Source organism: Neptunomonas japonica JAMM 1380 (assembly GCF_016592555.1).
In the GTDB taxonomy this organism is placed as follows: Bacteria; Pseudomonadota; Gammaproteobacteria; order Pseudomonadales; family Balneatricaceae; genus Neptunomonas; species Neptunomonas japonica_A.
Genome location: NZ_AP014546.1, coordinates 3,429,077 through 3,454,849 on the forward strand (window position 1 = coordinate 3,429,077; position 25,773 = coordinate 3,454,849).

Annotated in this window: 21 protein-coding genes and 4 tRNA genes; 12 read left to right on the forward strand and 13 right to left on the reverse strand. The window is 44.8% G+C overall.

Going from position 1 to position 25,773, the window contains the following annotated elements; genetic code table 11:
- Window positions 1-20: 20 nt before the first annotated feature.
- Together NEJAP_RS16160 and NEJAP_RS16165 are read right to left on the reverse strand one after the other, a co-directional pair.
- A complete protein-coding gene (locus tag NEJAP_RS16160; protein WP_201348191.1) occupies window positions 21-1,025 on the reverse strand; it encodes a hypothetical protein in 1,005 nt (334 codons plus the stop codon).
- 43 nt (window positions 1,026-1,068) lie between these two features.
- Window positions 1,069-1,908: an alpha/beta fold hydrolase gene (locus NEJAP_RS16165; protein WP_201348192.1), complete on the reverse strand. Its 840-nt coding sequence runs from the start codon at window positions 1,906-1,908 to the stop codon at window positions 1,069-1,071.
- Between the two features lie 229 nt (window positions 1,909-2,137).
- On the opposite strand from NEJAP_RS16165, the gene NEJAP_RS16170 reads away from it, so the two are divergent.
- The 9 genes from NEJAP_RS16170 to NEJAP_RS16210 all read left to right on the forward strand — a co-directional run bounded on the left by NEJAP_RS16170 (window position 2,138) and on the right by NEJAP_RS16210 (window position 12,373).
- Entirely contained in the window at window positions 2,138-3,400 is a 1,263-nt protein-coding gene (locus NEJAP_RS16170) for an efflux RND transporter periplasmic adaptor subunit (protein WP_201348193.1), read from the forward strand.
- A gap of 6 nt (window positions 3,401-3,406) precedes the next feature.
- Window positions 3,407-6,559 (forward strand): efflux RND transporter permease subunit, encoded by a 3,153-nt coding sequence (locus tag NEJAP_RS16175; protein ID WP_201348194.1) that lies wholly within the window; start codon window positions 3,407-3,409, stop codon window positions 6,557-6,559.
- Between the two features lie 292 nt (window positions 6,560-6,851).
- Window positions 6,852-7,082 (forward strand): hypothetical protein, encoded by a 231-nt coding sequence (locus tag NEJAP_RS16180; RefSeq protein WP_201348195.1) that lies wholly within the window; start codon window positions 6,852-6,854, stop codon window positions 7,080-7,082.
- A 238-nt stretch (window positions 7,083-7,320) separates the two neighbouring features.
- Window positions 7,321-8,520 carry a succinyldiaminopimelate transaminase gene (gene dapC / locus NEJAP_RS16185; protein ID WP_201348196.1) on the forward strand — a complete coding sequence of 400 codons (1,200 nt, stop codon included), beginning with the start codon at window positions 7,321-7,323 and terminating at the stop codon, window positions 8,518-8,520.
- A gap of 24 nt (window positions 8,521-8,544) precedes the next feature.
- The gene (locus NEJAP_RS16190) at window positions 8,545-8,910 is read left to right on the forward strand and encodes an ArsC family reductase (RefSeq protein ID WP_201348197.1); all 366 of its coding nucleotides are present in this window, start codon (window positions 8,545-8,547) and stop codon (window positions 8,908-8,910) included.
- Window positions 8,911-8,930: 20 nt separating this feature from the next.
- Window positions 8,931-9,962, forward strand: a complete 1,032-nt coding sequence (gene dapD / locus NEJAP_RS16195) for a 2,3,4,5-tetrahydropyridine-2,6-dicarboxylate N-succinyltransferase (RefSeq protein ID WP_201348198.1) — start codon at window positions 8,931-8,933, stop codon at window positions 9,960-9,962.
- Window positions 9,963-10,088: 126 nt separating this feature from the next.
- Complete coding sequence (gene dapE / locus NEJAP_RS16200) at window positions 10,089-11,234, forward strand: succinyl-diaminopimelate desuccinylase (RefSeq protein WP_201348199.1); 1,146 nt, start codon at window positions 10,089-10,091, stop codon at window positions 11,232-11,234.
- 12 nt (window positions 11,235-11,246) lie between these two features.
- Window positions 11,247-12,086 carry a putative RNA methyltransferase gene (locus NEJAP_RS16205; RefSeq protein WP_201348200.1) on the forward strand — a complete coding sequence of 280 codons (840 nt, stop codon included), beginning with the start codon at window positions 11,247-11,249 and terminating at the stop codon, window positions 12,084-12,086.
- Complete coding sequence (locus NEJAP_RS16210; protein WP_201348201.1) at window positions 12,083-12,373, forward strand: hypothetical protein; 291 nt, start codon at window positions 12,083-12,085, stop codon at window positions 12,371-12,373. The genes NEJAP_RS16205 and NEJAP_RS16210 overlap by 4 nt, the downstream gene beginning before the upstream one ends.
- Before the next feature lie 42 nt (window positions 12,374-12,415).
- On the opposite strand, the gene NEJAP_RS16215 is transcribed toward NEJAP_RS16210, so the two are convergent.
- Complete coding sequence (locus NEJAP_RS16215; RefSeq protein ID WP_201348202.1) at window positions 12,416-13,726, reverse strand: DUF945 family protein; 1,311 nt, start codon at window positions 13,724-13,726, stop codon at window positions 12,416-12,418.
- Between the two features lie 152 nt (window positions 13,727-13,878).
- On the opposite strand from NEJAP_RS16215, the gene NEJAP_RS16220 reads away from it, so the two are divergent.
- A complete protein-coding gene (locus NEJAP_RS16220) occupies window positions 13,879-14,271 on the forward strand; it encodes a hypothetical protein (RefSeq protein WP_201348203.1) in 393 nt (130 codons plus the stop codon).
- A gap of 6 nt (window positions 14,272-14,277) precedes the next feature.
- On the opposite strand, the gene NEJAP_RS16225 is transcribed toward NEJAP_RS16220, so the two are convergent.
- The 10 genes from NEJAP_RS16225 to NEJAP_RS16270 all read right to left on the reverse strand — a co-directional run bounded on the left by NEJAP_RS16225 (window position 14,278) and on the right by NEJAP_RS16270 (window position 23,502).
- Window positions 14,278-15,177, reverse strand: coding sequence for a DMT family transporter (locus tag NEJAP_RS16225; protein WP_201348204.1), 900 nt, complete (start codon window positions 15,175-15,177; stop codon window positions 14,278-14,280).
- A 171-nt stretch (window positions 15,178-15,348) separates the two neighbouring features.
- Entirely contained in the window at window positions 15,349-15,792 is a 444-nt protein-coding gene (locus NEJAP_RS16230) for a hypothetical protein (protein WP_201348205.1), read from the reverse strand.
- Between the two features lie 97 nt (window positions 15,793-15,889).
- A complete protein-coding gene (locus NEJAP_RS16235) occupies window positions 15,890-19,519 on the reverse strand; it encodes a translocation/assembly module TamB domain-containing protein (protein ID WP_201348206.1) in 3,630 nt (1,209 codons plus the stop codon).
- Complete coding sequence (locus NEJAP_RS16240; RefSeq protein WP_236591152.1) at window positions 19,516-21,270, reverse strand: autotransporter assembly complex protein TamA; 1,755 nt, start codon at window positions 21,268-21,270, stop codon at window positions 19,516-19,518. The genes NEJAP_RS16235 and NEJAP_RS16240 overlap by 4 nt, the downstream gene beginning before the upstream one ends.
- A gap of 114 nt (window positions 21,271-21,384) precedes the next feature.
- Window positions 21,385-21,867 carry a transcription elongation factor GreB gene (greB, locus tag NEJAP_RS16245; RefSeq protein WP_201348208.1) on the reverse strand — a complete coding sequence of 161 codons (483 nt, stop codon included), beginning with the start codon at window positions 21,865-21,867 and terminating at the stop codon, window positions 21,385-21,387.
- Window positions 21,868-22,128: 261 nt separating this feature from the next.
- Window positions 22,129-22,204 (reverse strand) — tRNA-Lys (locus tag NEJAP_RS16250).
- Window positions 22,205-22,228: 24 nt separating this feature from the next.
- Window positions 22,229-22,304 (reverse strand) — tRNA-Lys (locus tag NEJAP_RS16255).
- Window positions 22,305-22,311: 7 nt separating this feature from the next.
- Window positions 22,312-22,387: transfer RNA gene (locus NEJAP_RS16260), tRNA-Asn, on the reverse strand.
- Window positions 22,388-22,401: 14 nt separating this feature from the next.
- Window positions 22,402-22,489 (reverse strand) — tRNA-Ser (locus tag NEJAP_RS16265).
- Between the two features lie 119 nt (window positions 22,490-22,608).
- A complete protein-coding gene (locus NEJAP_RS16270) occupies window positions 22,609-23,502 on the reverse strand; it encodes a LysR family transcriptional regulator (protein ID WP_201348209.1) in 894 nt (297 codons plus the stop codon).
- A 143-nt stretch (window positions 23,503-23,645) separates the two neighbouring features.
- Here NEJAP_RS16270 and NEJAP_RS16275 point away from each other — a divergent pair, with 143 nt between their 5' ends.
- Together NEJAP_RS16275 and NEJAP_RS16280 are read left to right on the forward strand one after the other, a co-directional pair.
- Window positions 23,646-24,419, forward strand: coding sequence for a ferredoxin--NADP reductase (locus NEJAP_RS16275; protein WP_201348210.1), 774 nt, complete (start codon window positions 23,646-23,648; stop codon window positions 24,417-24,419).
- 160 nt (window positions 24,420-24,579) lie between these two features.
- Window positions 24,580-25,773 (forward strand): MFS transporter, encoded by a 1,194-nt coding sequence (locus NEJAP_RS16280; RefSeq protein ID WP_201348211.1) that lies wholly within the window; start codon window positions 24,580-24,582, stop codon window positions 25,771-25,773.

Sequence of the window (25,773 nt, forward strand, 5' to 3'; positions counted from 1 at the left end):
CTAGATTATCTAAACAAAACTTAACGACACAGTGTCATCGGCTTATTAATCTGTATATCACTGATCTTATGATTTTCATTAAGCATTAACGTCACATCAGCACGCTTAGGCATTTCATCTAGCATGGTTCTTGTTAAACGCTCATAATGCTGGATAAAACGTAAAATCTCTTCTTCATTCATAATCCGCAGATGATCAGCAGGCTGTTGCGTATCAAAGTTATATTTAACTCTCTCAGCTAATTTTTTTTCTTGCAAGGAACGCCAACTATAAACCGCTTCCATGCTAGGTACTTTTAACATCACCAACGAATCGATCATGCTAAACAGTTCCTGATATTTCTCTTCTAGCTGGCGATTTACATAACGCCGCCAATCGCCATTAGCGTCTTCTACCCTCTCTAGCGCGTTAACCGGAGAGTTAAGGTTTTCTTCACTCTCAGATAAAGCACCAACACACCACCCCTCAAAGACAATCACATCGGCAGGACCAACCCATTCTTGCCATACCGACGTAGGGCAACGGTCATCAATCGATTTGTCAAAAACGGGGATCTTAGTCGGGTTTTCTGGGTCACCTTCTTTTAAAGATTTTATGATATCGATACCCAACTGAACATCATGTGTACCGGGCACACCTCGAGTAATAAGTAGTGGATGCACAATTTCAGCCAAGCGCTCCCGTTCATGGCGCGTTTTATACAGATCATCTATCGAAAAACCGACGACTTTCTGCCCGAAGCCTTCACTAAGAATGACCTCTATTAAATTAAATAGCGTCGATTTACCCGCCCCCTGAGCGCCATTAATGCCCACCACTAGTGGGCCATTTTGCTGTCGTTTTCGACACAACAGCCATGCTCCCAAAGGTACATAAAGGGACTCAAACATCTCTTTAAGACCGATATCAACTTTTAATGACGCAAGCGCAGTAGCGAACGCCTGCTCTACTGCTTTGACAGCTTCTTTGCGCTCATTATGAGACAAACAAAGCTGTTCGGTAGGCCAAGGGGACAACAAGCTCATTCAGCTTCCTTTTAATGCTAAAAAATTAATAATGACGTACCCGCTAGTGTGTGCGTAACCATTGGCTTATTTCATGGATATGCGCGTCTTCCATTAGAGAGGGAACGTGTGGAATTCCGGGCAAGCTGTATAGCGACATCGCAGAGTTCTCCTGCTGCATTTGCTCGACAGTGGAGCGGCTCAATACATCAGAATCCTCCCCCCAAATCAACATCTGCGGGCATTGTATGGCACGCCATACAGGCCAAAGATCTATATCTTGGTTGGCAGTAGCACGCGTGACATCACCAATAGCAGGATCATAATGTTGCGTCCAACCTTGTGGTTCTTGCTTAAAGCCATGCTTGGTCAAACTCTGCCACTGAGTATTGGTTAAATTGCGCAATCCAGAATATGTTGCTTGCATAAAGGCTTGCGCCTCATCAAGCGTTGCAAAATACTTCGGTACTAGGTAGTCACCTATTCGCTCCAAAGCATCCTGTGAAACAAACGCGCCGATATCATTTAATATCAGTTTTCTAATAGGGGACTTAGGCATAGACGCCAGCAACATACCGATAATGCCACCCATGGACGTTCCCAGCCAATCAACTTCTTTCACATTCAAACGTGCCAGTAACACCATAATATCGGACAGATACTGAGGCATACCGTAGTCGGCAGGGTTTAATAGCCTATCACTCTCTCCGCGGCCAACAATATCAGGGCAAATGACTCGGTACTCGCGTGACAGTGCTTTTGCTATTTCATCAAAGTCGCGGCTATTTCTGGCTAAACCATGAACACAGACCAGCACTCGCTCATTGTCTTGGCTACCCCACTCATGATAAACCATCCGATGAAGCCCAGAAGAACTTAATCCCATTACTGATTCAGTGCGCACGTGAAGTATTCCTTTTGAATTAAAGTATGAAGCATGCTGATCTATTCAGCATATCGGAGCGTACTTACTAACGTAACTTATCATTCCTAAAAGAATTGTAAAGTTGCGTAAACAAACCCCCATATCGGTTCGAAACCAGATAAACTATTCCATCATAAAGCGCTAATACATAACAGATTATTTATTGTAACCCTTTTTTAAAGACCAATGACTCTAGATTGAGGTTGATATGTCGACTGCGGTTAATCAAAAAAAAACGCGTCACCTCACGTGGATTTTACCACTACTGGTAATGGCCGTAGCCATTGGAGCTTTTCTAGCGCTCAAGTCTAGTAAACCACAAACACCTTCTCGCCCGGCGCTAGAAAAAAGCTGGAGTGTGCAAACACAAACGGTAAGCTTTTCAACTATTCGTCCTGAGGTTGTTTTGTATGGGCAAGTAGAATCTGTACAAATGACGCAGTTATCTGCTTCCGTTACTGCTTTTGTCGAGTCAGTTATTAGCAAAGAGGGACAACAAGTTGAGAAAGGCGACCTGCTGGTTAAACTAGATCCTCGTGATACTCAGCTGATCGTACGCCAGCGCGAAGCCGACTTACAAAGCGTAGATGCCAAATTAAGTGCGGCTAGAACCCAGAATAGCGCTGATAAAAAAGCTTTAAACATAGAGAAAAAGCTCTATGCCTTAGCCAGTAAATCAGTATCCCGTTACAAAGACTTGAGTAAGCGAAAAGTAGGTTCGGACGATCAGCTTGATACCGCCAGAAAGAACCTCCAACAACAAGCCCTCGCTTTAAATAATCGTGAACAAGCCATCAACGCTTATCCATCTCAGCTTGCACAACTCAAAGCCGAGCAGGAAAAAATTAAAGCGCTACGTGATAGCGCTTTACTGGATCTAGAAAGGACATCAATCACCGCACCTTTTAAAGCACGCATATCCAGTATAAAAACAGCCACAGGTGATCGCGTAAAAAGTGGAGACCCGTTAATTACGCTATACGATCCTACACAATTACAGTTGCGCTCCCAAATCCCATCAAAAACCTTACCCTGGGTACGCCAAGGACTGCTAGAAAGCGAGGACTTGAAAGCAACAGCCGTTATCGACAAACAAACGATCACGTTAAATTTGTCTCACTTAGCAAGCTCAGTAAGTAACGGTAACACAGGCGTAGATGCGCTTCTGCAGTTCACACCGGAGCAGTTCATTCCAGAGCCTGGGCGCACACTATCACTAACGCTGTTTTTACCTGAAATTGATAACGTCATTACCATTCCTCCTTCGGCACTCTATGGAACTGACCGGGTATATCGCGTCCGTGATGCAAAGCTGGAGTCAGTTATCGTCAGTAAAGTGGGCGATGCGCATGATGACAACGGCTCACCTCTCATTCTTATTCAGCCTGGAGACCTTCAAGCAGGCGACTCCCTCATTATCACCCAGCTCCCTAACGCCATCTCGGGCTTGCCTGTCAAAGCCACGGAGTAACAACCCATGCGTACTTATAGCGGCCCACTACAAAACCTGACAGCGCTTTTTACAGAGCATCGCGTTGCTGCAAATCTGTTAATGATTTTAATGCTTCTGGCAGGGGTTTGGGGTGTGAAAAAACTTAACACTCAGTTTTTTCCCTCTTTTGAACTAGACATTATCATTGTCAGTGTCGCTTGGAGTGGCGCCGCAGCCGAAGATGTTGAAAGGTCTATTGTCTTACCTATTGAGGAAGAGATTCGCTCAATTAATGGCATCGATACGCTTTACTCTACCAGTAGCCAAAGTCGCGCTTCAATTCGGCTTGAGTTAACCGAAAACTCTGATGTGCAGTACACCTTGGATGAGGTGAAACAGAAAATAGCCAATATTCGCAGCTCTCTCCCCTCTGATTCAGAAGAGCCTGTCGTGCAGCGTATCATTCGCTATGAAAATATCGCATCAATGCTCATCACCTCAGAAAATGCTGCCATCAGTGAGTTACGCGTTTTAGCACGTCGCTTTGAAAGAGAGTTGCTAGACAAGGGCATACGCAAGATCGATTTTACGGGGATGCCTGCAGAAGAAATTGCTATTCAGGTACCGACTGAACAGCTTCACTCGCTAGGCATGTCACTGTCTGATATCGCCACCAATATAAGCCAACGCAGTGTCGACCTACCTGCTGGAACAGCCGCTAAAAGTGACGGTTCCAGGCAGATACGCAGTTTAAGCCAGCAACGCGATGTCGAAGGCTTTAAACAACTCCCTATCATCTCTGATAACACTGGGCGTCTAGTGCGCTTAGGTGATATAGCAGAGATTGATTGGCGCACTAAAGACAGCCAGATAGAACTCAGCTATCGCGGCCAGCCTGCTATCTTAATGGTACTAAAACGCACCGAAAGCGATGATACATTACAGTCCGCTAGCATCATGGAAAACTGGATAGATTCTGCTCGCGAGCAATTACCTCAAGGTATCGAGTTGGTTACCTACGATGAACGCTGGATGCAGGTTCAAGCACGTATCGACCTCTTATTGAAAAACGGCTTAGGCGGATTAGTACTCATCATCGCCATCCTATTTTTATTCCTAAATGCGCGGGTGGCTTTCTGGGTAACGGTGGGTATTCCAATCTCCTTTATGGCAACCCTAGCTGTGCTGTATATGATTGGCGGCTCAATCAACATGATCAGCTTATTTGGCCTCATCATGGCATTGGGAATTATCGTCGACGATGCAATTGTGGTTGGTGAAGATACTCTGACACATTTACAGATGGGTGAAAGTGGTTTACAAGCGGCGATAGGCGGTGCACACCGAATGCTGTCACCGGTTATCGCCTCCTCCCTTACGACTATTGCTGCTTTTTTGCCGCTACTGATTATCGGCGGAACCATTGGCAATATCCTTGTTGATATCCCCACGGTAGTTATTTGCGTGATACTGGCTTCATTGGTTGAATGTTTCCTGATACTACCTGGGCATCTACATCACAGCTTTCGCAGCAAAGCAGATTTACACGCCTCTAAAACTCGCCTAGCTCTTGAAGCACGTATCAACCATTTTCGTGACCATACTTTTCGTCGCTTTGTCAGAGCAGCGATCACCTTTCGCTGGACAACCCTAGCCAGTGCGATCGGTATTTTCATTATTGCTATCGGATTAATAATGGGGGGAAGAGTCAAGTTCACATTCTTCCCGTCAGTCGAACGAGAAGTCTTCACGGCTAACGTGCAGTTTGCCGCCGGTACACATAATTCACAGGTAAAACAGTTCTTAGCGCACTTAGATAGCACTATTCAACTAACGGAAGAAGAACTAGGTAATAACCTAATTAAAGTCGCTTTTCGTGAATACGGTATCGCTAACTTTACTCGCACCAGCTCAGCATCCACCAACGGTGACGAGTTTGGCTCTTTGTACGTCGAGATGAATCCAGCCGACACACGTGACATTACTAACCGCGAATTTATTAAAGAGTGGCGTAAGAAGATCAATATACCTGCCGGAGTTGAAAAGTTCTCCATTGACCAATCAACGAGCGGACCAAGAGGAAAGCCGATAGAAATAAAACTATCGAGTAATAACGTAAGCACTTTGAAGCAAGCATCCATCGAAGTTCAAAGCGTGCTCAAACAATACTCTGGCTTATCGAATGTCGACGATGACCTTCCGTTCGGCAAGTCCCAACTGATTTATGAATTAACACCAGCCGGTAAAGCTTCGGGTTTAAAGCTACAGCAAGTTGGCAGGCAACTACGTGCGGCATTTGATGGCATTGAAGCCCAAACCTTTTATAACGGCCAAGATGAAGTTGCGGTACGCGTGGTGCTTCCTAACTCGGAGCGTAACCGCTTAAGCGCATTAGAGTATCTTCCCATTATCCTTCCAGATGGTTCTAGCGCACCCTTGTCTAATATTGTGCAGTTTTCACCTCAGCGAGGCTTAGACACCTTACAACGAATCAATGGACAACTCGCTATTAATGTCACGGCAGATTTGGACGAATCTGCAGCCAATGCCAATGATATTATTAGTGACCTGGAAACAGGTAAGCTAGACAGTGTGCTCAGTAAATATGGCGTCGAAGCCAGTTTTGAAGGTAAAAATAAAAACCAAAGGGAAACACTTGCTGATATGAAGTTAGGGCTTATCCTCGCCTTATGCCTTATCTATATCATTCTTGCGTGGGTATTTGCGTCATACAGCTGGCCAATCACTGTCATGCTCGCTATCCCGCTAGGATTAACCGGCGCTATTCTCGGACACTTTATAACGGGTCTTGACCTCACCATTCTTTCTTTATTTGGTTTTTTTGGGTTATCAGGCATCGTTATCAATGACTCTATCGTCCTGATTACCTTTTATAAAAAGCTAAGAGCTAGCGGTATGGCAGTAGAAGATGCTATCGAAGAAGCGGCTTGCCAGCGCTTACGCGCAGTACTGCTGACCTCTTTAACAACCATCGCCGGGTTAACACCGATTCTTTTTGAAACCTCACTCCAGGCCCAATTCCTTATTCCGATGGCTACCTCGATCGTTTTCGGTTTAGCCTACGGCACGCTACTCATTCTCTTATTTATTCCCGCAATATTAACTGTCCTAGAACACAGTAAAGCGCGCCTAGGACTGAGAGTACACCACGGTCAATTATCAGAAGATGCTTCCTAAGACTTACTTCTACTCCTGATCACGGCGACTGAAATAATTCTTCAGTCGCCGTTCTACAACATTTTAAACTATTGAATTTAAAGAAATAAAAAAACAACAACAGATAACTGTTAGCAAAAAGCAACAGTTATACTCAGCACGTCCTCACTAATAATGGTTTCGATACTCCCTTTGCTCTAAAACAACGCCCCAATAATATCTAAACAACTGTTTTAAAAGAAAAAAATAAAGAGTGGCACATTTTAAGCAATACACCGGGTATCCAATCACGAAATAAAGAGAGAGATAACCCATGAAAAAATTAATGACTATCGCTGCTTTCACTTTTGCTTCAGCTACTGCCATCGCTCAACCAGCAGGTGGAACTGATTTATTCGTTTTATTAGATGTGGATGCAAACCAGATGATTAGCGCTGAAGAAGCAAAAATACATGAACCTGTATTAGCACAGTTTGAAACATTGGATTTAAACAAAGACGGGCAGCTAAGTGCTGATGAATTCAGCCTGCTAGCTAAAGGTTAATTTTCCCTGCACCCAACGCTCCGGCATGTTCCCTACAATTTACGCCGGAGCGTTTTTTTTATTTTATCTAAAAAACTTTGAAAAACACCATCCAACCAGCCCGATAAAGCATATTTAGTCCCACAACAGGCCTTCACAACCACATATCAAAGAGGAAACACTTAATAGACACCGCCGCATCCGGTATAATTTCCAGCCTATTTTTGATAACAGCCTCACCCCAGAGCAGGAAATATTTATGAACCGGGATTTAGCGCGTCTTCAACCCTACCCTTTTGAAAAGCTGGCAGAACTGAAAGCGCAGGTCACACCTCCCGCCGAATTGCCACATATCGCATTCTCCATCGGCGAGCCTAAACATAAATCTCCTGCTTTTGTTGTTCAAACACTGACCGACAATCTTAATGCACTATCAAACTACCCAACCACCAAGGGTATTCCTGAATTACGTAAAACTATTGCCGACTGGTGTACTAGTCGCTTTCATTTGACGGCCGATACATTAACAGCAGATCAGCATGTGCTACCGGTTAACGGTACACGAGAAGCTATATTTGCCTTTACTCAAGCCGCAGTTGAGCGCAAAGAAGGGGCATTGGTGATTTCACCCAATCCTTTTTATCAAATCTATGAAGGCGCGGCTTACTTAGCAGGTGCAGAGCCTTATTATCTGAGCTGCTTAAGTGAGAACGGTTTTATTCCCGACTATGATGCTGTCCCTAGTGATGTATGGGAACACTGCCAGATTCTATTTCTCTGCTCACCAAGTAACCCAACGGGAGCGGTGACTGATTTTGACACCCTGAAAAAGCTCATTGCTTTAGCTGACCAATACCACTTCATTATTGCCTCAGATGAGTGCTACTCCGAAATATATTTAGATGAAGCAAGCCCACCGGTTGGCTTGCTTGAAGCATGTGCTCGTTTAGGTCGCAACGACTTTGATAAGTGCGTTGTCATGCATAGCTTATCTAAGCGCTCTAATTTGCCTGGTTTACGCTCAGGCTTTATTGCCGGAGACGCTAAATTAATGAAGCCTTTTCTGGAATACCGCACCTACCATGGCTGCTCTATGCCAGTACAACACCAGATTGCATCAATCGCTGCATGGCAGGATGAAGCGCACGTTAAAGAGAACCGCGACCAATACCGCGAAAAATTCGCACGCGTTGTTGAAATTCTTTCGCCAGTTATGGATGTACAACAACCAGAAGCCAGCTTCTATTTATGGGCAAAAACACCGATAGCAGATGATCTATTTGCACAACAACTCTTTGCCGAGCAAAACATGACAGTGCTACCAGGCAGCTACCTATCACGTGACGTAGAAGGCTGTGTGCCCGGTGCGGGCTACGTACGCATGGCCTTAGTGGCAACACTTGAAGAGTGTGTTGAAGGTGCGCAACGTATTAGGCGTTTCGTTGAAGGTTTACGCTAAAAAGCAATTAAAGAGAGTAGCAATATGAGCATTACGCTTTTTGGCATAAAGAATTGCGATACAATTAAGAAAGCACGTAAATGGCTGGATGCTCATAATATTGAGTTCCAGTTTCACGACTTTCGTAAAGACGGACTCACTGAAGCGCAACTAGACCTACTTATTGAATCGTTAGGGTGGGAAATATTGTTGAATAAGCGTGGTACTACATGGCGCCAGTTATCCGATGCTATTAAAGAGAATATTGATGCAGCATCAGCCCGTTCGCTGATGCTGGAAAATCCGGCGATCATTAAACGTCCGGTATTGGAGATCGGCTCAACAGAGACCTCTCCACAACGGTTTGTCGGCTTTAAAGAAAACGAATACAGCGAAATTTTTCAAATTTGACGTCTAGGCGGAATAAACACATGAGCTACTTTGCATTTGGTCTGGGTATTGGTACCCAATCCTCTAACGGTGACTGGTTAGAAATCTACTATAACGCACCTATTCTGAACCCATCTGATGCGCTAATTAGCGCCGTTGCTGAAAAGCTGAATTACGAAGGTGGTGATGCTGCTATCGAAATCTGTGAAGCACAGCTAAAAGATCTAGAAGCGGCTTTCCTAAGCGTGGATGCTGAAGATCAGGCAGAAGTGGTTGAAGTACTTAAAGGTACACAACAATCAATGGTCATCACTATCTTGGAAACAGATAGCTCTCCTGCATCAACGCCCGAGGTTTATCTAAAACTCGCTCTACTTTCACATCGTTTTGTTAAGCCTCACGGTATTGATCTATCAGGCATGTTTGGTTTGCTGCCAAACGTTGCTTGGACAAACGAAGGCGCTGTTTCACTTGCTGACCTGCCTCGTCGCCAGTTATCTGCACGTGCTCAAGGGCGCGTACTCGATGTTCATTCTGTAGACAAGTTCCCTAAAATGGCTAACTACGTGGTCCCTGAAGGCGTCCGTGTAGCAGCAACGTCACGTGTACGTTTAGGTGCCTATGTAGGCGAAGGTACAACAGTTATGCATGAAGGTTTCATCAACTTCAATGCCGGTACTATGGGTGTCAGCATGGTTGAAGGGCGTATTTCTGCCGGTGTTGTGGTAGGTAATGGTTCTGATCTAGGTGGCGGCTGCTCTACTATGGGTACACTATCTGGCGGTAACAATGTGATTATCTCTGTTGGTGATAACTGTCTACTCGGTGCGAATGCAGGCTTAGGTTTACCACTAGGTGACCGTTGTACTGTTGAAGCAGGCTTGTATGTCACTGGTGGTTCAAAAGTAACCTTGCTAGATGATCAGAACAACGAAGTCAGCACCGTTAAAGCGGGCGAACTAGCCGGCAAATCTGATTTACTGTTCCGCCGTAATTCACAAAACGGTCGTATTGAAGTTAAAACCAATAAATCAGCCATCGAGCTGAATGCGGAACTTCATAAGCATAACTAAGATTGCTTATGTAGACTTGGAGTAACCGATGTTTTTATATCCAGACCTCCAAGTCTGCACCTTCTGATCACACCTATTGCAAACTATATTGCATTCTATCTTATCTAGTACCCCCGGAGCCCTGATATGCCGATCCTGTCACCGACAGTCGAACTCACTAAAGAGCTAATCTCACGCCCTTCAGTCACACCAGAAGATGCTGGTTGTCAGGAGCTATTAATTGAAAAGCTAGAAGCATTAGGTTTTGTAATTGAACGCTTACCTTTTGAGGATGTTAGCAACTTTTGGGCACGCCGTGGCACACAAAGCCCGCTATTTTGCTTTGCTGGGCATACGGATGTGGTTCCGACTGGTCCTGTTGAAAATTGGTCTCACCCTCCATTTGAGCCTACTATTGTAGAAGGCTACTTATATGGTCGCGGTACGGCAGATATGAAAGGTAGCATTGCCGCTTTCATCACATCACTGGAACGCTTTATTGAACACCACCCTGACCATGAAGGCTCTATCGCATTACTAATTACTAGCGATGAAGAAGGCCCGTTTATTAATGGTACAACACGCGTTATTGATCATTTAGAAGCTCGCCAAGAAAAAATAGATTGGTGCATCGTGGGCGAACCTTCAAGCACTGAAAAAACCGGCGATATTATTAAAAACGGTCGCCGTGGTTCCCTCAGTGGCAAGCTTAAAGTCGCCGGTATACAAGGGCATGTTGCTTATCCGCACCTAGTGCGCAACCCTATTCACGAAGCAGTGCCGGCATTAACTGAACTGGCGGCTACGGTATGGGATGAAGGGAATGACTTTTTCCCACCAACAAGCTTCCAGATTTCAAATATCCATGCAGGTACGGGCGCAAACAATGTTGTTCCAGGTGAGGTTGAGATCGATTTCAACTTCCGTTTCTCAACAGAAGTAACAGCGGAGCAGCTAAAAGAGAGCGTCAGAGACACGCTTGATCGTCATAACCTTGAATGGGATATCGACTGGATCTTATCAGGCAACCCTTTCCTGACCGCAGAAGGCAGCTTAGTAGAAGCCGCACAGCAAGCAATCAAAGCGGTTACCGGTATGGACACTGAGCTATCAACAGCAGGCGGTACATCTGACGGACGCTTTATTGCGCCTACTGGCGCACAAGTTCTTGAACTAGGGCCTGTTAATGCCACCATTCACCAAATTGATGAGCGCGTAAAAGTAAAAGACCTAGATATACTCAGCGACCTGTATGAAAACATTCTGGCTCGCCTACTGTCTTCTACTAAATAAGCGACCTGAATAATGAATGTTACTAGTGGCCACCTAATCTGCCCTGTTTGCTCCCTTGCTTTAACGCAAAAGGAGCGTTCTTTGTCATGTGAACAAAACCACAGTTACGACCAAGCTAAGCAGGGTTATTGGAATCTATTATTGGTACAACGCAAGCGTTCCAAAGACCCAGGTGACAACCCTCAGATGGTGGCAGCTAGGACACACTTTCTTGATCAGCACTACTATCAACCATTAGCTGATAAAATCAGCGCAAGCGTTCAGCTAGAGCTTACAAACAACTCCAATTCTCGCCTCTTAGATATGGGCTGTGGTGAAGGCTACTACACAGCTCAAGTAGAGAAAGCGCTGAGCAACACAAATGTTGAGATTATCGGTCTCGACATTTCAAAGCATGCGGTTAAAGCGGCTTGCAGACGTAGTAAATCTATTCACTGGTTAGTCGCATCCGGTGCACAAATGCCGGTACCCGAGCAAAGCCAAGACTTGTTACTAGTGATGTTCAGCCGACTAATGCCAGCAGCATTTGCCAAAGTTGTTAAACCTGATGGTTTATTACTACTAGCGTGGCCAGCACAGGAACACTTACTGGAACTACGCCAGAGCATCTACAAAGAGATAAAAATCTCTGAGTACGACCCAACAACAGAGTTAGCAGAACAATTTAGCTGTGAAAAGGTAGATACATTACGCTTTGAATTCTCCCTGCAATCTGAGCAAGATATTCAAGCACTTCTAGATATGACCCCTCATAGCCAACGCATCAATGACGACAGCATGGCTGTATTACTTGCCTCTGCACCGCTTCATTTAACATTTCATGTCAATTTAGGTTTTTTCCGCCGTTTATGAGATGGAGAGCAACGAAGCGCCGCTTGATAAAGCAGGCTGATAACTACCAACAAAACCTAATACTACTGATCAGTGGTTTTGGTTTATGCATGCTTGGCATACTGCTGATTACCATCGCAGAATTCTTATTTGGCCAATCACTACAACAGGAACTGGTCGCACTCTTAGGAATGGCGCTCATTGCTATAGGTGTTTTACTAGCCCTTGCAGGCTACATAAGCCTGAGCATTCTACGGGTATTTCGCTTTTTGATTAGTGATGAAGAAAAAAGTAAAAATAAAACTTAATATCAGCATAATTCAAGCGCACCCGTAAGTGCGCTTTCTCACTTACATCGGCACAGTTTGTCCATTCAGTGTGACTTCACCCTGCTTTAGCTGAAGCTCTACTTTGTAACTATCACCTTGCTTTTGCACAAAGCCCATCTGTACGAACATGCTTATTTGCTGCGGGTTGTAATCCGGCATAGCCTCCAGCATAGCTACTGGTACAGTAAACTGTGCATTCAAGGTTAGGTACTGTCTAATTTTATCGGGTTGCATCATTATTTCTGATGCCTGAAAAGGTGCGATATCAAGCTCGGCATCACCCTGCGCTTTATAACCCTCCCAGCCGACTGATAAGTCATTAATATCTGCACCTATGCCTTTTTCAGTAACACTATCAGCAACAGCTAAGATGCTTTCCATTTGCTGATGCATAGCATCAGGCTCACCTTGCATATCCTGTAACATGATTGCCAACTCACGTGTTGATGCAAAATCCAGATCAAAGGTCAGATTTAGGTTTGGGTCAATGAAAGCAGGGGCTGTTTTGCCGGCCTCCACAACTTGAAAAGAGTCTGCTGCATAACCAATAGAGGTAAGCATCCGACCATCATTAAGAGCCTGCTGCACATCTAAACGCAAGCCTTTAGCATCAACGTTGTACTTATCACTCTCAACGAGAACCTGCTCAATATTAAACAGTGCCTCTAAGGTTTCAGCCATCACTGCCTGCATAGGGTCATCATGATCTAGACGACCACTCTCCGTACCCTCAATCCCTTTAACAGATAGTTTATAATCTTGGGTATCAATACCACTGTCTTGCATTACCAAATCAAGCGTAAAATCGCGCCCTTGTTGATCAAAATCCATCTGCATAGCGCCGACTGTTGCTGTGCCCTCTTCTGATTGAACAACAAACTGGTCTGTTTCAAATTCGCCACTCACTGCCAGTTGCTTAGAAAATGGATTAAAGCGCTGCTGAGTCTGCATAACAAACGGCTCACTCGAAGCGTTTGCCTGAAATGTTTTCAGCTTAGTTAATAAGCTTCCTTCAGCCAATACCAGTGTTGATTCTGCACCCAAAAAGCCATGTTTCACGTCAAGATTAAACGGAATGTCACGGCCGCCCATCCACTCTTCAGCGCTTTCAGGTAGCTCTGTTGGGGTATAAACAACTTGATAACTCGACGTATAAAAACCTGGCTTTGCCTCAACATGAATAAAGGCCTTTCCACTGGATTGAACCTGAGCTTGCTCAACTGCCTGCTGTATAAATTTATTGGCTTCTTGTCCCGAGTAATACACACCGGCCAAATAAATAGCTGAGAGCCCCAATACAGATACACATCCTATGACTGCTTTTTTGTTCATTCCAAACCCTTCATAAATAAGATACTACAAGGAAGGATACATGATCTTTGCTTAAAAGGAATGTCTATCCAGAAGGTACTCACCTCTTGATCATCCATGCTAAGAACCGCATACTGGCCGCCTCCCTCACCTAACTGTATTGATAAATCACAATGAATGAACAGCGCCACCCGGATATTGAAATCTACATCAAAAACCGCTCAATTAGCTCCATCCAGAGTTGGTTATCAACACTCGGGGACGACAGCGAAATCTCGACTTCACAAGATGCAGCAGAGAAGCACACGCATGAGTTCTCACTGACCATTGCGGGTACTGTTATTCCAGTTTTTATTCATGAGCGCGCCGCAGGCAAAGCTTGGATCAGCGTGTGGTTTCAATCAGACAAAACCCCTTGGGTGAAAGATCTCGACTGCGCTCGTGTCGCATCAGCCGCCCTAGAAACACAAGTGAGATGTATCGCTAGCGGCTGGCAAAACGGAGACGACCCGGATGAATGGTGGAAAGTCGAAGACACTATCGAAGAACTGATTCAATGGATCTGAACGCCATCAACTCTGCGGCTTAGTTTTATAAGCCGCATATTGCTGATAGGCCACCGCTGAAACAATCATTACCAAACCTATATAAGTAGCCCCGCCAATCTCCTCTCCTAAGATACTGTGAATTAAAATTAACGACAGGAAAGGGGATAAAAAGATCAGGTTACTAACTCGGCTAGTATGGGTTGCTAGTTTCATCGCATTCATCCACAACATGAATGTTATGCCCATCTCAAAAAAACCAACATAAACTGCGCTTAACACACCTTCCATGCCACTAGGCATACCATCCACCAGTAATGTGGCTAGTAACACCAATGGCGTTCCGTTTAAGAAGCACAACAATAGAGATATTTCTGAAGGCGTAGCATTTTTTGCATTGATCAACCAATACAGCGCCCACAAAACCGTGCTAATCAGCGCTAACGCAACACCCAAGCCACTATCAAACTCCATGCCTAATAAGTCGCCTCGCGTGGAAATCACCAAGACACCAAAATAGCCTAGGACAAGTGCAACAATATCGGAACGCTGCAATGATTGTCCCAATATCGGCACCGCTAACAACGACAATACTAACGCCCACGTATAGTTAAGCGGTTGCGCTTGCTGCGCTGGTAATAAGTCATACGCCTGAAAGAGAATCACATAATATAGAAAGGGGTTGAGTGCCCCCAGCACCGCGAATTTCAGAGGAGCCTTTTTCCAATAAGCCACCACGTCACACCACGGGTGCTTTCTAATAACAGCCAACAACAAAACAGCAACCGAAGTAACACTCGCAATTGAGAGTAACTGCAGTGGCGTTAAATCCTGTAGCGCCAACTTAAATGCAGTGGCTACGGTGGACCAGAGTAATACAGCGCTGACTCCCAATAGCATTGCTCGCTTTTGGTTTTTACCATCCATGCTATCTAGTATCCAAAAATAAAAAATCCAGTGTAATGTGCTGCGCTTAAAAAGCAAAAGTGCCACCGCATATCAAAAAATATATCGTCAGAAAGTCATTCAATTTTGAAGAATACTAGGGCGAAATTTTAAGCGGTTATTTGATCATATTCGTTAGATTTATACTTACATCTAAGCTTGCACAGAGACAGAAGGCACTGATGTTTGCGCTTTTCCGATCTGATCCAGCATTAATCGCCCTGACGATAACAACGCCATTTTAGCGAACTCATCAGCAGCTTCACGACGCACTCTCGCTATATTAGAACGCGCATCGATATGGCTATTAATATAGGCAAAGTCACCTGGTAATTTATCATTAACTGAGTGATTTAAACGCTCAATAAGGTAAGGCGTATGCAACTCATCAACCGATGGATAACGCTCTTCCGGAAGAGTAAAACCTTCTCCACGCTCTTGCTGAACCGTTTGAGGAGAGTATTCATAACTGTTTGATTGATTAGTTGATATGAGGCTTAGTAGCATCGCAAACTGGGCACCATGAGACGCCGTCACTGCCTGTGGCAATGACGAAGTATACGTCTCTATTCGCGCCTGTATTCTTTCAGTTTGCATACTTGTTTAGTATCTCATCAGTGACTATCCGATATGTCGGCAGGTTACTGATATTCTTTATATTTTTTAGCCAATAAGCACATTATCTTTATACGAGTCAGTGCTCAAAGGTGTAAATAATGTCACCGCCACTACTATTAGTGCCCGTTTGTGACTCGATGCTCCAACGCTTGCTCAATAGGTAACGCATGAAAAAAGTACTGGTGGGTTCAAGAATCCCCACTCCATACTTCACATACAGCTTAGGCGATAAATATTTACCAATATAGAATGAGGTATCATTAAGTGAATCTCCTTCAAGCCCTAATTCATTGACATCAAAAAGGTTTGAGAGTTTTTCAGCTACAACGTTGCCACCCTTCAGAGTAAGTGCTGATGCAGCTCTAAACAGTAACTCTTGCTCAGAAGCAGTTGCATTCGCAGCACCTGGGGCTCTCCCAAAAAGAAGGTAAGAAAGCAAACTACTTTCTGGCATGCTAGGCTCAGAAAACAACGTCAATCGCGGTTCTTTCAATGTACCGCCGACCTTCGCTCCTGCCGTTACCTCTTCAACGATACGTGACACGCGAAGATCTAAACCTGGGTTATCAACAGGGCCTCCACTAAACACGAGGCTACCCCGTTCAATATTAAGATCTTGCCCATAGAGGCGATATTTACCGGCAGCCACAGCCATACTACCGGTCGCACGTGTTGCACGACGACCATCGTCTTCCACTAGAACACTACCCTCTAAACGCCCTTGAAAACCAACCGCATCAACTTCAACCTTATCACCTAACGTGATACGTACTTGGGCATCCAATGCCTGCTTGACCGGTATTGTTGCTGAACGTTCCGAGTTAGAATCGACAATAACAACATCTGAAGATAGCGGCGTGATAGATGCCACTTTCGGTGGTGACAATTGAGCTTTAGGAATTTTAATTTCACCACGCACTGACACTAACGCGGGCGTAATCGACAAGCTAAGATCAGGTGAAACCCACGCCTGAATTTCATTAGTTGCTGCCAACTGAAAGTCTTTGCCCTTAAGCTTTATCTGGCCAGAATACTTCAGAGGGTCAAGCACTCCTGATAACGCAAGCAACCCTTTTCCTGAATATAGTGAGCCAGTTAGCCCCAACTGATCCGTTGTTGGCTGATCATGAATTTCTAGGTTAATGGCCTCCAATGCAATACCTAATGCCGGTAACTCAGCTTGAGCTTCTTGAAGCTTTAAAAAGCCTTTCACCTGCGGTTTTTTCAAAGAACCACGCAGTACCAGCTTTGACTCAACCTGACCTTTAACCGCTTGTAGTTCAGGCGAAAATAGAGAAACAAACTCCAGATCACTCAGAGCCGCTTGCAAGGAACCTGTTAACCTACCCTCACCATAAGCGTCATCTATCACGATCGACGCTTCTACCTGCCCGACAGGCTGAACCAGAGGCAGCTGCAAATCTGCTTTGATCCGTGATTGCTTACCACTTAATAACAAACGTAGATCATCAGCTTTAACACTCAGGTCAGTGTTTTCCAATTGCAATTGGCTAGCAACAACATTAATACTGGCAGAGAAATCTGGTTTTTCGCCATTTATTTGCTGAAAAGTACCCTGCCCATGCATTTTACCTTCCACCTGCGTACTCGCAGGCAATAACGGCTCAAACTGGTTCAAGGCTAGTTGAGATACGTTAAAACGCCCCTGGCTTCCGCTCTTTTTCGACCAAGCCGTTGTCACACATATTTGTCCACTACCAACAACACTGACAGGAACACGTTGCAAACAAAAATCATCCAGTGCCGCTTTATCAGCACTGCCTGTTACACTCACTGTATGCAAAAGCTGCCACGTTCCCATTATCTCATTTTGTAGGTCGGTTTGAGTTAAAAACCCGCTCCACTGTGAGCTTTCCCACTGGCCTCTTGCTTGTAATTTCACATCTACTGGCCCCTGCTCCAACGCCATCGTTAGCTGATGCTGCAAAGGCGTGCCCCCCCCCTCTATGAGTAAAGATTGCCAACGCTGCCCAGCTAAACTCAAGTTAGCGGCTTTCACACGTACATTGGAGCGCCGCTGTGCACTAAGGTCGATATCCAAGCCTGCATCAAGTTTGCCGAGTTGATAATCTTCAAATTGAAGTCCATTCCCTTTTAAATCAGCAACAAGTTGAAGCTGATCTAAAGGACCATGTAAAGTACCGTTACCCGTTAGATCGCCCGCAGCATTAGGAAGAACACTTGCCAGTGAAGGAGCTTTTAGTAGCCACTCTAGATTCATCTTCTGCCCGGCAGTACCTGTCGCTTGTAGCTGAGCATTAGCCACATTAAGCCGCAGCTGTTTAATTGTCAGTTCAGAACCCGCTAACGAGACTTCCGCGACTCCCTCAATGGGCTGATTACGTAATGTCCCCTGCAGCGAGCTTAAACCAGCTTGCAGCTGTAACCCTCTACTCGCTTGTAGCGATCCAGAACTACTCAAAAGAAAGTCTAACTTTGCCGGCCACTCCTCCCACTGGCTGCCAGGGTTAATTTGCTTCCCTTTTATAGCTAATTGCCAATTTAAAGAGGGCTGCCAGGCCACATTACCATTACCCAGCAACTGCCCTTCTAATGTATCGCCCTGTAGAGTAAATGCACTAAAACCTTGTTTATCGCCGTCTGCCTCAAGAACCCAGCGCCCATCAGGAATACTCGCCCCAGCTAACTCACTATCTAACATCAGATGGTAGTTTTCAATATCGCCCGAAAGCTTAACCTTGCCACGCTTACTACTATAAACAGCATCACCTTGAAGTGGGTAATTTACGTTTTCCCAGCGTCCATCAAGAGTAATTTTTGCTGTTTTTTGTAAATCCGAAACTTCTCCGCTTAAAGATAATCCTGCACCAGCTTGCTCCCCCGCCTGTATTATCTTCAGCTCGTCTACAAATAAAGTATCAGCCGACAACCTCAACAACAGACTCAATGCACCATCGAATATGCCTGATAACTGCTGCTGTACTATTAGCTTTGTAAGCCCTCCTGACAGGATTCCTTTTCCCTTTAGAGCCTTCGTCTCTGGTTGCTGGACTTCCCACTGCGTTGACAATGAAAATAGGTAATCACCTTGAGGATGCACCTTACCAGAGACTTGGGCATCTAGTTGCGACAGCCCTTGCTGAGCTATAAGCTGCAACTCATCCACTATCACTGCCTTTTCTTGCGAGTGCATTTTCAACTTGAGATAGTCGATTAATACAGGGGCAGATTCAGATTGATCAATCTGTTTTGCCTGATTCAACACCAGCCGCTTCAATTGAAGGTCTTCAATGCGTAGCTGTAACGGTAGTGCAATATCGGGCATTGAAAGAGGCAACAGCGACCTTGTAGGGGGCTCTACAGAAGCGGCCTCAGCCGTACTGGCATGCAGAGTAATAACCGGTTGTTCTAATAAAATACTTTGGACATCGATAAGCCCGTTCAACAGTTCATTAGGAGACCAAGCCCACTGCAGCTGCTTGAAGCTAACATCGATGCTTTTATCTTGATAACTCACGCTCTGCAATGAAACTTGACCCAGCAGAGTGCCTTCAACATGCTCAACTTGCAGCTCCCCAGGAGCCCAACGCTGCCCAAGTGATACGAGTTGCTGCAACCCATGCGTAGTCGCAGCAAAGTAAATAACAGCCGTCAGTAAAAGCGCGAACAACACAGCAAAAGTAGCTAACACACACCAGGCCAGGCGTTTATAAATAAGCTTCACAAATCTGGTCCCAAATTCAAATGCAAGCGGATATCATTCTTCTCACCGCTTTGCGGTACAGCAATATCTATACGTACCGGCCCTATCGGTGAGAACCAACGTAAGCCGACCCCTACACCAGTGCTCAAATTTGCTTGAATATCTTTAAAGGCACTACCTGAATCGATGAAAGCAGCCACACCCCAATTACCTTTAAAGCGGTAATCAACTTCAACACTTCCCACAAATAGGTTTTGCCCACCCATGATCTCATCATCCGCATCTTTAGGGCTAAGGCTCTGATACTCATACCCTCGCACACTGCTATCCCCTCCCGCAAAGAAGCGCTGCGATACAGGTAATTTATCAAAGTCATCCACAAAGGTTGTGCCTACATCTACTCGCCCTAACACTCGCCACTGCGGGGCAAAGCTATGCACAGCTTTAGCGCCAAATTTCAACTGTATAAAGTTGGTATCAGAGAGTAGTTGATCAGCGCCTCCTAGCGCCTGCAATGTTAAACGGTAGCCATTTTTAACATTCAAGCGGTCTTGAGTAGATACGGTAGTAAAACTAATCCGTGGAATAAGAAAAGTACTCTGCGTAGTTTCATTACCTATCTTAAACTCTTCCTGCTGCCAACCAAGCGCCGCCACCTGCCGCCAACGCCCTTGCTGTTTTTGCCAAGAAGCCCCCAAGTACAGGTTGCTGTTATCAACATTATCAGAATGCTCTTCATTCAAGCTAAGGTTCACTGCGTACCTATCCTCTTGAGGCCGTAGCCCAGGAATCACATATTCTGCCGCCAAATTAGAGCGGATCTGAGACGCTCTTAATTGCGTCTTGAACTGATGCCCCCGTTTATTCACCCAACGGCGTGCCATACCAAGCGTAGTCCTAACCCCGGTATCCGTTCCATAACCAAAACCCGCGGTGTATTTTGTACGCTTCTTTGCATGTAGCATCACTTCGATAGGTACATCAGCCTCTGTGGCCTTACTCCAAAGTGGGCGCACCTCAACCAGCTGAAAATAATCACTATCAACGAGGGCCTCCTGTAAATTAAGCAGATTCTTATTCTGCACAGGATCACCGCGCTTAAACGGTACATACCGCATCAGAAAGTCATCAGCTAAAGGGCTATCAGTAAAAACAATATCACCGATACGAAATCGCGGACCGCTATCATAATGCAAAATAATACGAGCCTGATAGCTGAGTAGATCAACCTCCACCCGGTGCTCAGTAAACTCCCCTTGATAATAACCACGTTCCGCTGCAAGCGAGCGTAACTGCTTTTTTAAATCTTCATAAACACCATGCACTAAAGGGGAGCCAGTACGTAAGGAAGAACTTAACAGGATCGAATTAAAAGCATCATCTTGTAGTGCTTCACCCTTTAATTGAATATCCAAATAACCTATTGGTAAAAGCTCACCTGGCTCAACCTTAAAGCGAGCGAGCCAGTAATCGTTTTTTTCAACGAATTGGGCGCTGATTTTAGGGCGATACAAGCCAAATGGCTGAAGCGCTTTGTGAATCTCGTCATCAGCTTTAGCATATAGATACCTTACCCGGCTCAGGCTAACAATCTCTTTTCCTTCTAAAGGAACAAGACTCAACATAGAACGGATATTTGCTACTTGGTCTTTACTGGCACCTTCAATTTTAATCACCAAGGTAGCCGCAGCAAGGCTTAACGAAAGACTCATCAACACCAACAGCGTTACAATATTCAACGCCCATCGTTTAAACATCAAATTACCTTTCATCACTAGTGGACCACCTTACAGAGCAGTACGGAGGGTCCTTATTCTATGATAATTACAACAACATGAGCCTAAGTACTGTCATATACACGAGAAAAATAGGACTAATGCACTCATTCAACTAGAGTGCTCAAGATACGAAATACTGTTCACAAACCAAAGCTTTTCTCCCTTCGGGGTGCGAACAACGACTTCATCATCGACCCCCTTTTTGAGTAAAGCTCTCGCCATAGGCGAATCAATCGAGATATAGTCATTGCGACCATAGATCTCGTCACCTCCCACGATTCGGATTTTCTTTATTTCATCATCTTCATTGGCAATTTCAACCCAAGCACCAAAAAATATTTTGCCATCCTGCTGGGGTGAATAATCAACAATTTTTAGCTGGTCAAGGCATTTTCTAACGTATCTAACTCGCCTATCAATTTCCCGTAAAATTTTCTTGTTATATTGATAATCTGCATTTTCACTACGATCCCCTAAGCTAGCAGCCCACGTGACTTTTTTGGTTATTTCAGGACGATACTCAAGCCACAGGTACTTCAGCTCTTTTTGCAGAGCCTCATAGCCTTCACGCGTAATTAAATTCGTTTTCATAACGTTGTAACCATATTTTACATACTATCAACGCGCAAAAAGGTAATGAGCCTTCTTTCACTGTTCGTTTTAGATGAATACTAACACAGAGCAAAGCTCCTCTTAGGAAGCAGCCAGCTAAATCGAAACTAATACAGGTTACATAAAGCGAAGCAGAAGCAACAAATAACGAAGAAAACGTTAGAAATAGGGGGATAACAAAAAAAAGTGTAGTTGAGCAATAAAGAAGGGTTTTAAGATATGTTACAAATCACACCAGGATGGTGGGGCGTATAGGATTTGAACCTATGACCAATTGGTTAAAAGCCAACTGCTCTACCAACTGAGCTAACGCCCCGTCCTGAGGTAGATCTGTAAAAATTGGTGGGGCGTATAGGATTTGAACCTATGACCAATTGGTTAAAAGCCAACTGCTCTACCAACTGAGCTAACGCCCCTCTGAAGTGGCTCCTCGAGCTGGACTCGAACCAGCGACCAATAGATTAACAGTCTACTGCTCTACCAACTGAGCTATCGAGGAACTTCAGTATCCAATGGCGGAGGGGCAGGGATTCGAACCCTGGGAGCCTCGCGACTCGTCGGTTTTCAAGACCGGTGCTTTCGACCACTCAGCCACCCCTCCTCTTGGATGGGCGCAGATTCTATAGTGTTGAGAAAAAGTGTCAAGCATCTTATTGTATGTTTTCACATAAAATGTAAAAAAAGCCGCTTTTTCCTCTATTTTGATTAGTTATTGAGCAGCTACTCTCTAAATTGATTACGATTCATACACATCTGTAACCAATACCTGATACCCGCACTTCTAAACTTTTGTTTATGCAACACCAGATAAAACTGCCGATGCATATCTCGGCCCGCTACATTTAGCTCAACCAAACTGTTATTTTCAAAAGATTCTCGTAACGTAATACGCGATAGACAAGATATCCCGACGCCAGCTTTTACTGAGCGCTTAATCGCTTCTGTATGCTGTAACTCCAACAACACATTTAGGCTGGGCAGCAACCCACGCATTGCCCAATCGAATGTCTGGCGGGTACCGGATCCCTGCTCTCGCAAAATCCAACCAGCACTCTGCAAGTCTTGATCGGATAATACCGACTTCTGTGCTAATGGATGCGTTGGAGAACAAAAGACGACAAGCTCATCTTCAAGCCAGGGAATAAATTCCAAGTTAGCATCATTGGACTCCCCTTCAATTAAACCAATATCCAATTCATAGTTAGCTACTTTCTCTACGATCGCTGATGTATTCGCCACATCTAAAGTTACTTTCCGACCACGGTGGTTAGACATATAAGCAGCCATTAGCTCAACGGCTAGGTAATTACCGATAGTGAGCGTCGCTCCTAATTTAAGATGGCCCGGTGTTTGATGCTGTTTTAGTTCGTTTTCAAGGCTTCTGGCACGTTCAAGTAATGCCTCTACCCGAGGACGTACCAAACGTCCCAACTCATTAATCTGCAGTCGCTTACCGACTCTATCAAAGAGCTGTATGTCAAAATGATCCTCGAGATCTCTTAATGCACTGCTTGCAGCTGATTGCGACATAGAAAGGCTAGCCGCCGCACGTGTAATATTACTGTGATGAGCTACCGCTAAAAAAACTTCCAATTGACGCAGTGAGTACTTCATTATCGATATTTCCGATTATATATATATAAATATCCCGCTTTACCGATAACCTACTCTCTTATATCATTATCAACAATATTTAACCGCACTTAGAACAAAAAGTGCTTAGTGCCAATATACTTAAAACACAGAGAGATATACACATGTCATCAATCGGTCAGGAACAGGTCACCAGCGTACACCACTGGAACGACACGCTTTTCAGCTTTAAAACTACCCGTGATGCTGGTTTTCGTTTTAAGAATGGTTACTTCACTATGATAGGCCTAGAACACGAAGGACGCCCTCTGATGCGTGCCTACAGCATTGCTAGCGCCAACCACGAAGAAGAACTAGAGTTCTTTAGCATAAAAGTACAAGACGGCCCTCTTACATCCAAGCTACAACAGATAAAAGTAGGCGATAATATTTTGATCAGCAAAAAACCAACAGGCACGCTGATCAACGATCACTTATTGCCAGGTAAGCATTTGTACCTCATCAGCACAGGCACAGGGCTTGCGCCTTTCATGAGCATTATCAAAGACCCTGAAATCTACGAAGCTTACGATAAGGTCATTCTAACCCACGGAGTCCGCTTCAAGTCTGAACTCGCCTATGCGGACATGATTGTTAATGAACTGCCAAAAAATGAATATTTGGGTGAGCTTATCAGCGAAAAGCTGATGTACTATCCTACGGTTACACGTGAAAAATATCGTAATAATGGACGCCTGACAGACTTGATGGCAACTGGAAAGCTATCCAAAGATCTTGGTTTACCTGCGCTTAACCCAGACACAGACCGATTTATGATCTGCGGGAGCCCGAGCATGCTGAAAGATACTTGCACGCTGCTAGATAAGATGGGATTTTCTGAGCACCGCCGTAACGATTTGGGTCATTACGTTATAGAGCGAGCATTTGTAGAAAGCTAGTCAGCACCATGACTAGCTACCTCTTTTACCAGTTAGCCCTGCTGACTGGTTTTTTTATAGCACTTCGTTGCATTTAACGGCCCCGCTGTTCCCATAATCCAACTACCCTCCTCAGGTATAACGCGCTAAAGTTATAAAATGAACCTGCAGGACTTTATCTATGGATGCACAAGACCACCAGCCGAGATGGCGAAAACCAACTGTATTACTGTTTGTGATGGCGGCTGCTATGCCTTTCTCCATGGGCACATGGATGGCGCTTATCAACAACTTCTCAATTGAGTATGCACAGTTTGACGGCTCGGACATGGGCATCCTGCAAAGTGTGCGTGAGGTTCCTGGGTTCCTCTCATTTGCCGTAATTTTTTTACTACTGATCATCAAAGAGCAAACACTGGCCGTTGTTGCACTCGCTTTACTAGGCCTAGGCACAGCATTAACCGGTTTATTACCTAGCTTTATGGGACTGTGTTTTACCACCGTTCTTATGTCTGTTGGCTTTCACTATTTTGAAACGGTAAACCAGTCACTGCAACTACAATGGCTCACCAAGGAAGAGGCCCCTAAAATCATGGGCAAGCTCATTGCAATGGGTTCTGCTTGCGCGCTAACAGCCTATGGCATTGTCTATATCGGGCTAGAGTACTTTGGCTTATCCATGGTCTGGATTTACTTAGTCGGTGGTGGCATTACTTTTCTATTAGCAATGGTCGCTTGGGGTTTTTTCCCTCATTTTCCAGAAAAAGTAGAACAGCGTAAAAAGCTATTCTTAAAACAACGTTATTGGCTTTACTACGCATTAGTATTTATGAGCGGAGCCCGTCGACAAATTTTCGTTGTTTTTGCCGGCTTTTTGATGGTAGAAAAATTCGGCTTTAGCGCTGCAGAAATCACACTCATGTTTTTGGCTAATATGGCCATCAACATTGTGTTAGCCCCTCTTATTGGCAAACTGATTGCTCACTGGGGAGAAAGACGCGCCTTAACATTTGAATATATCGGATTAATCGGCGTATTTAGTGCTTACGCACTGGTCGACAGCGCCCTCTGGGGAGCTACGCTGTATATTATCGACCATCTATTTTTTGCCATGGCGATTGCCATTAAGACCTACTTTCAGAAGATAGCATCACCAGAAGATATTGCACCTACGGCTGGCGTCTCGTTCACTATTAATCATATTGCAGCTGTCATCATACCTGCTAGCTTCGGGTTGCTATGGTTAATATCACCCTCAATTGTATTCTATGCAGGTGCCACTATGGCAGGTATCTCGCTAATACTGGCTCAGCTAGTTCCCGACAGCCCAGTTGATGGGGCAGAAACGCGTATTACTCAGCCAGCGTCAGCGTAA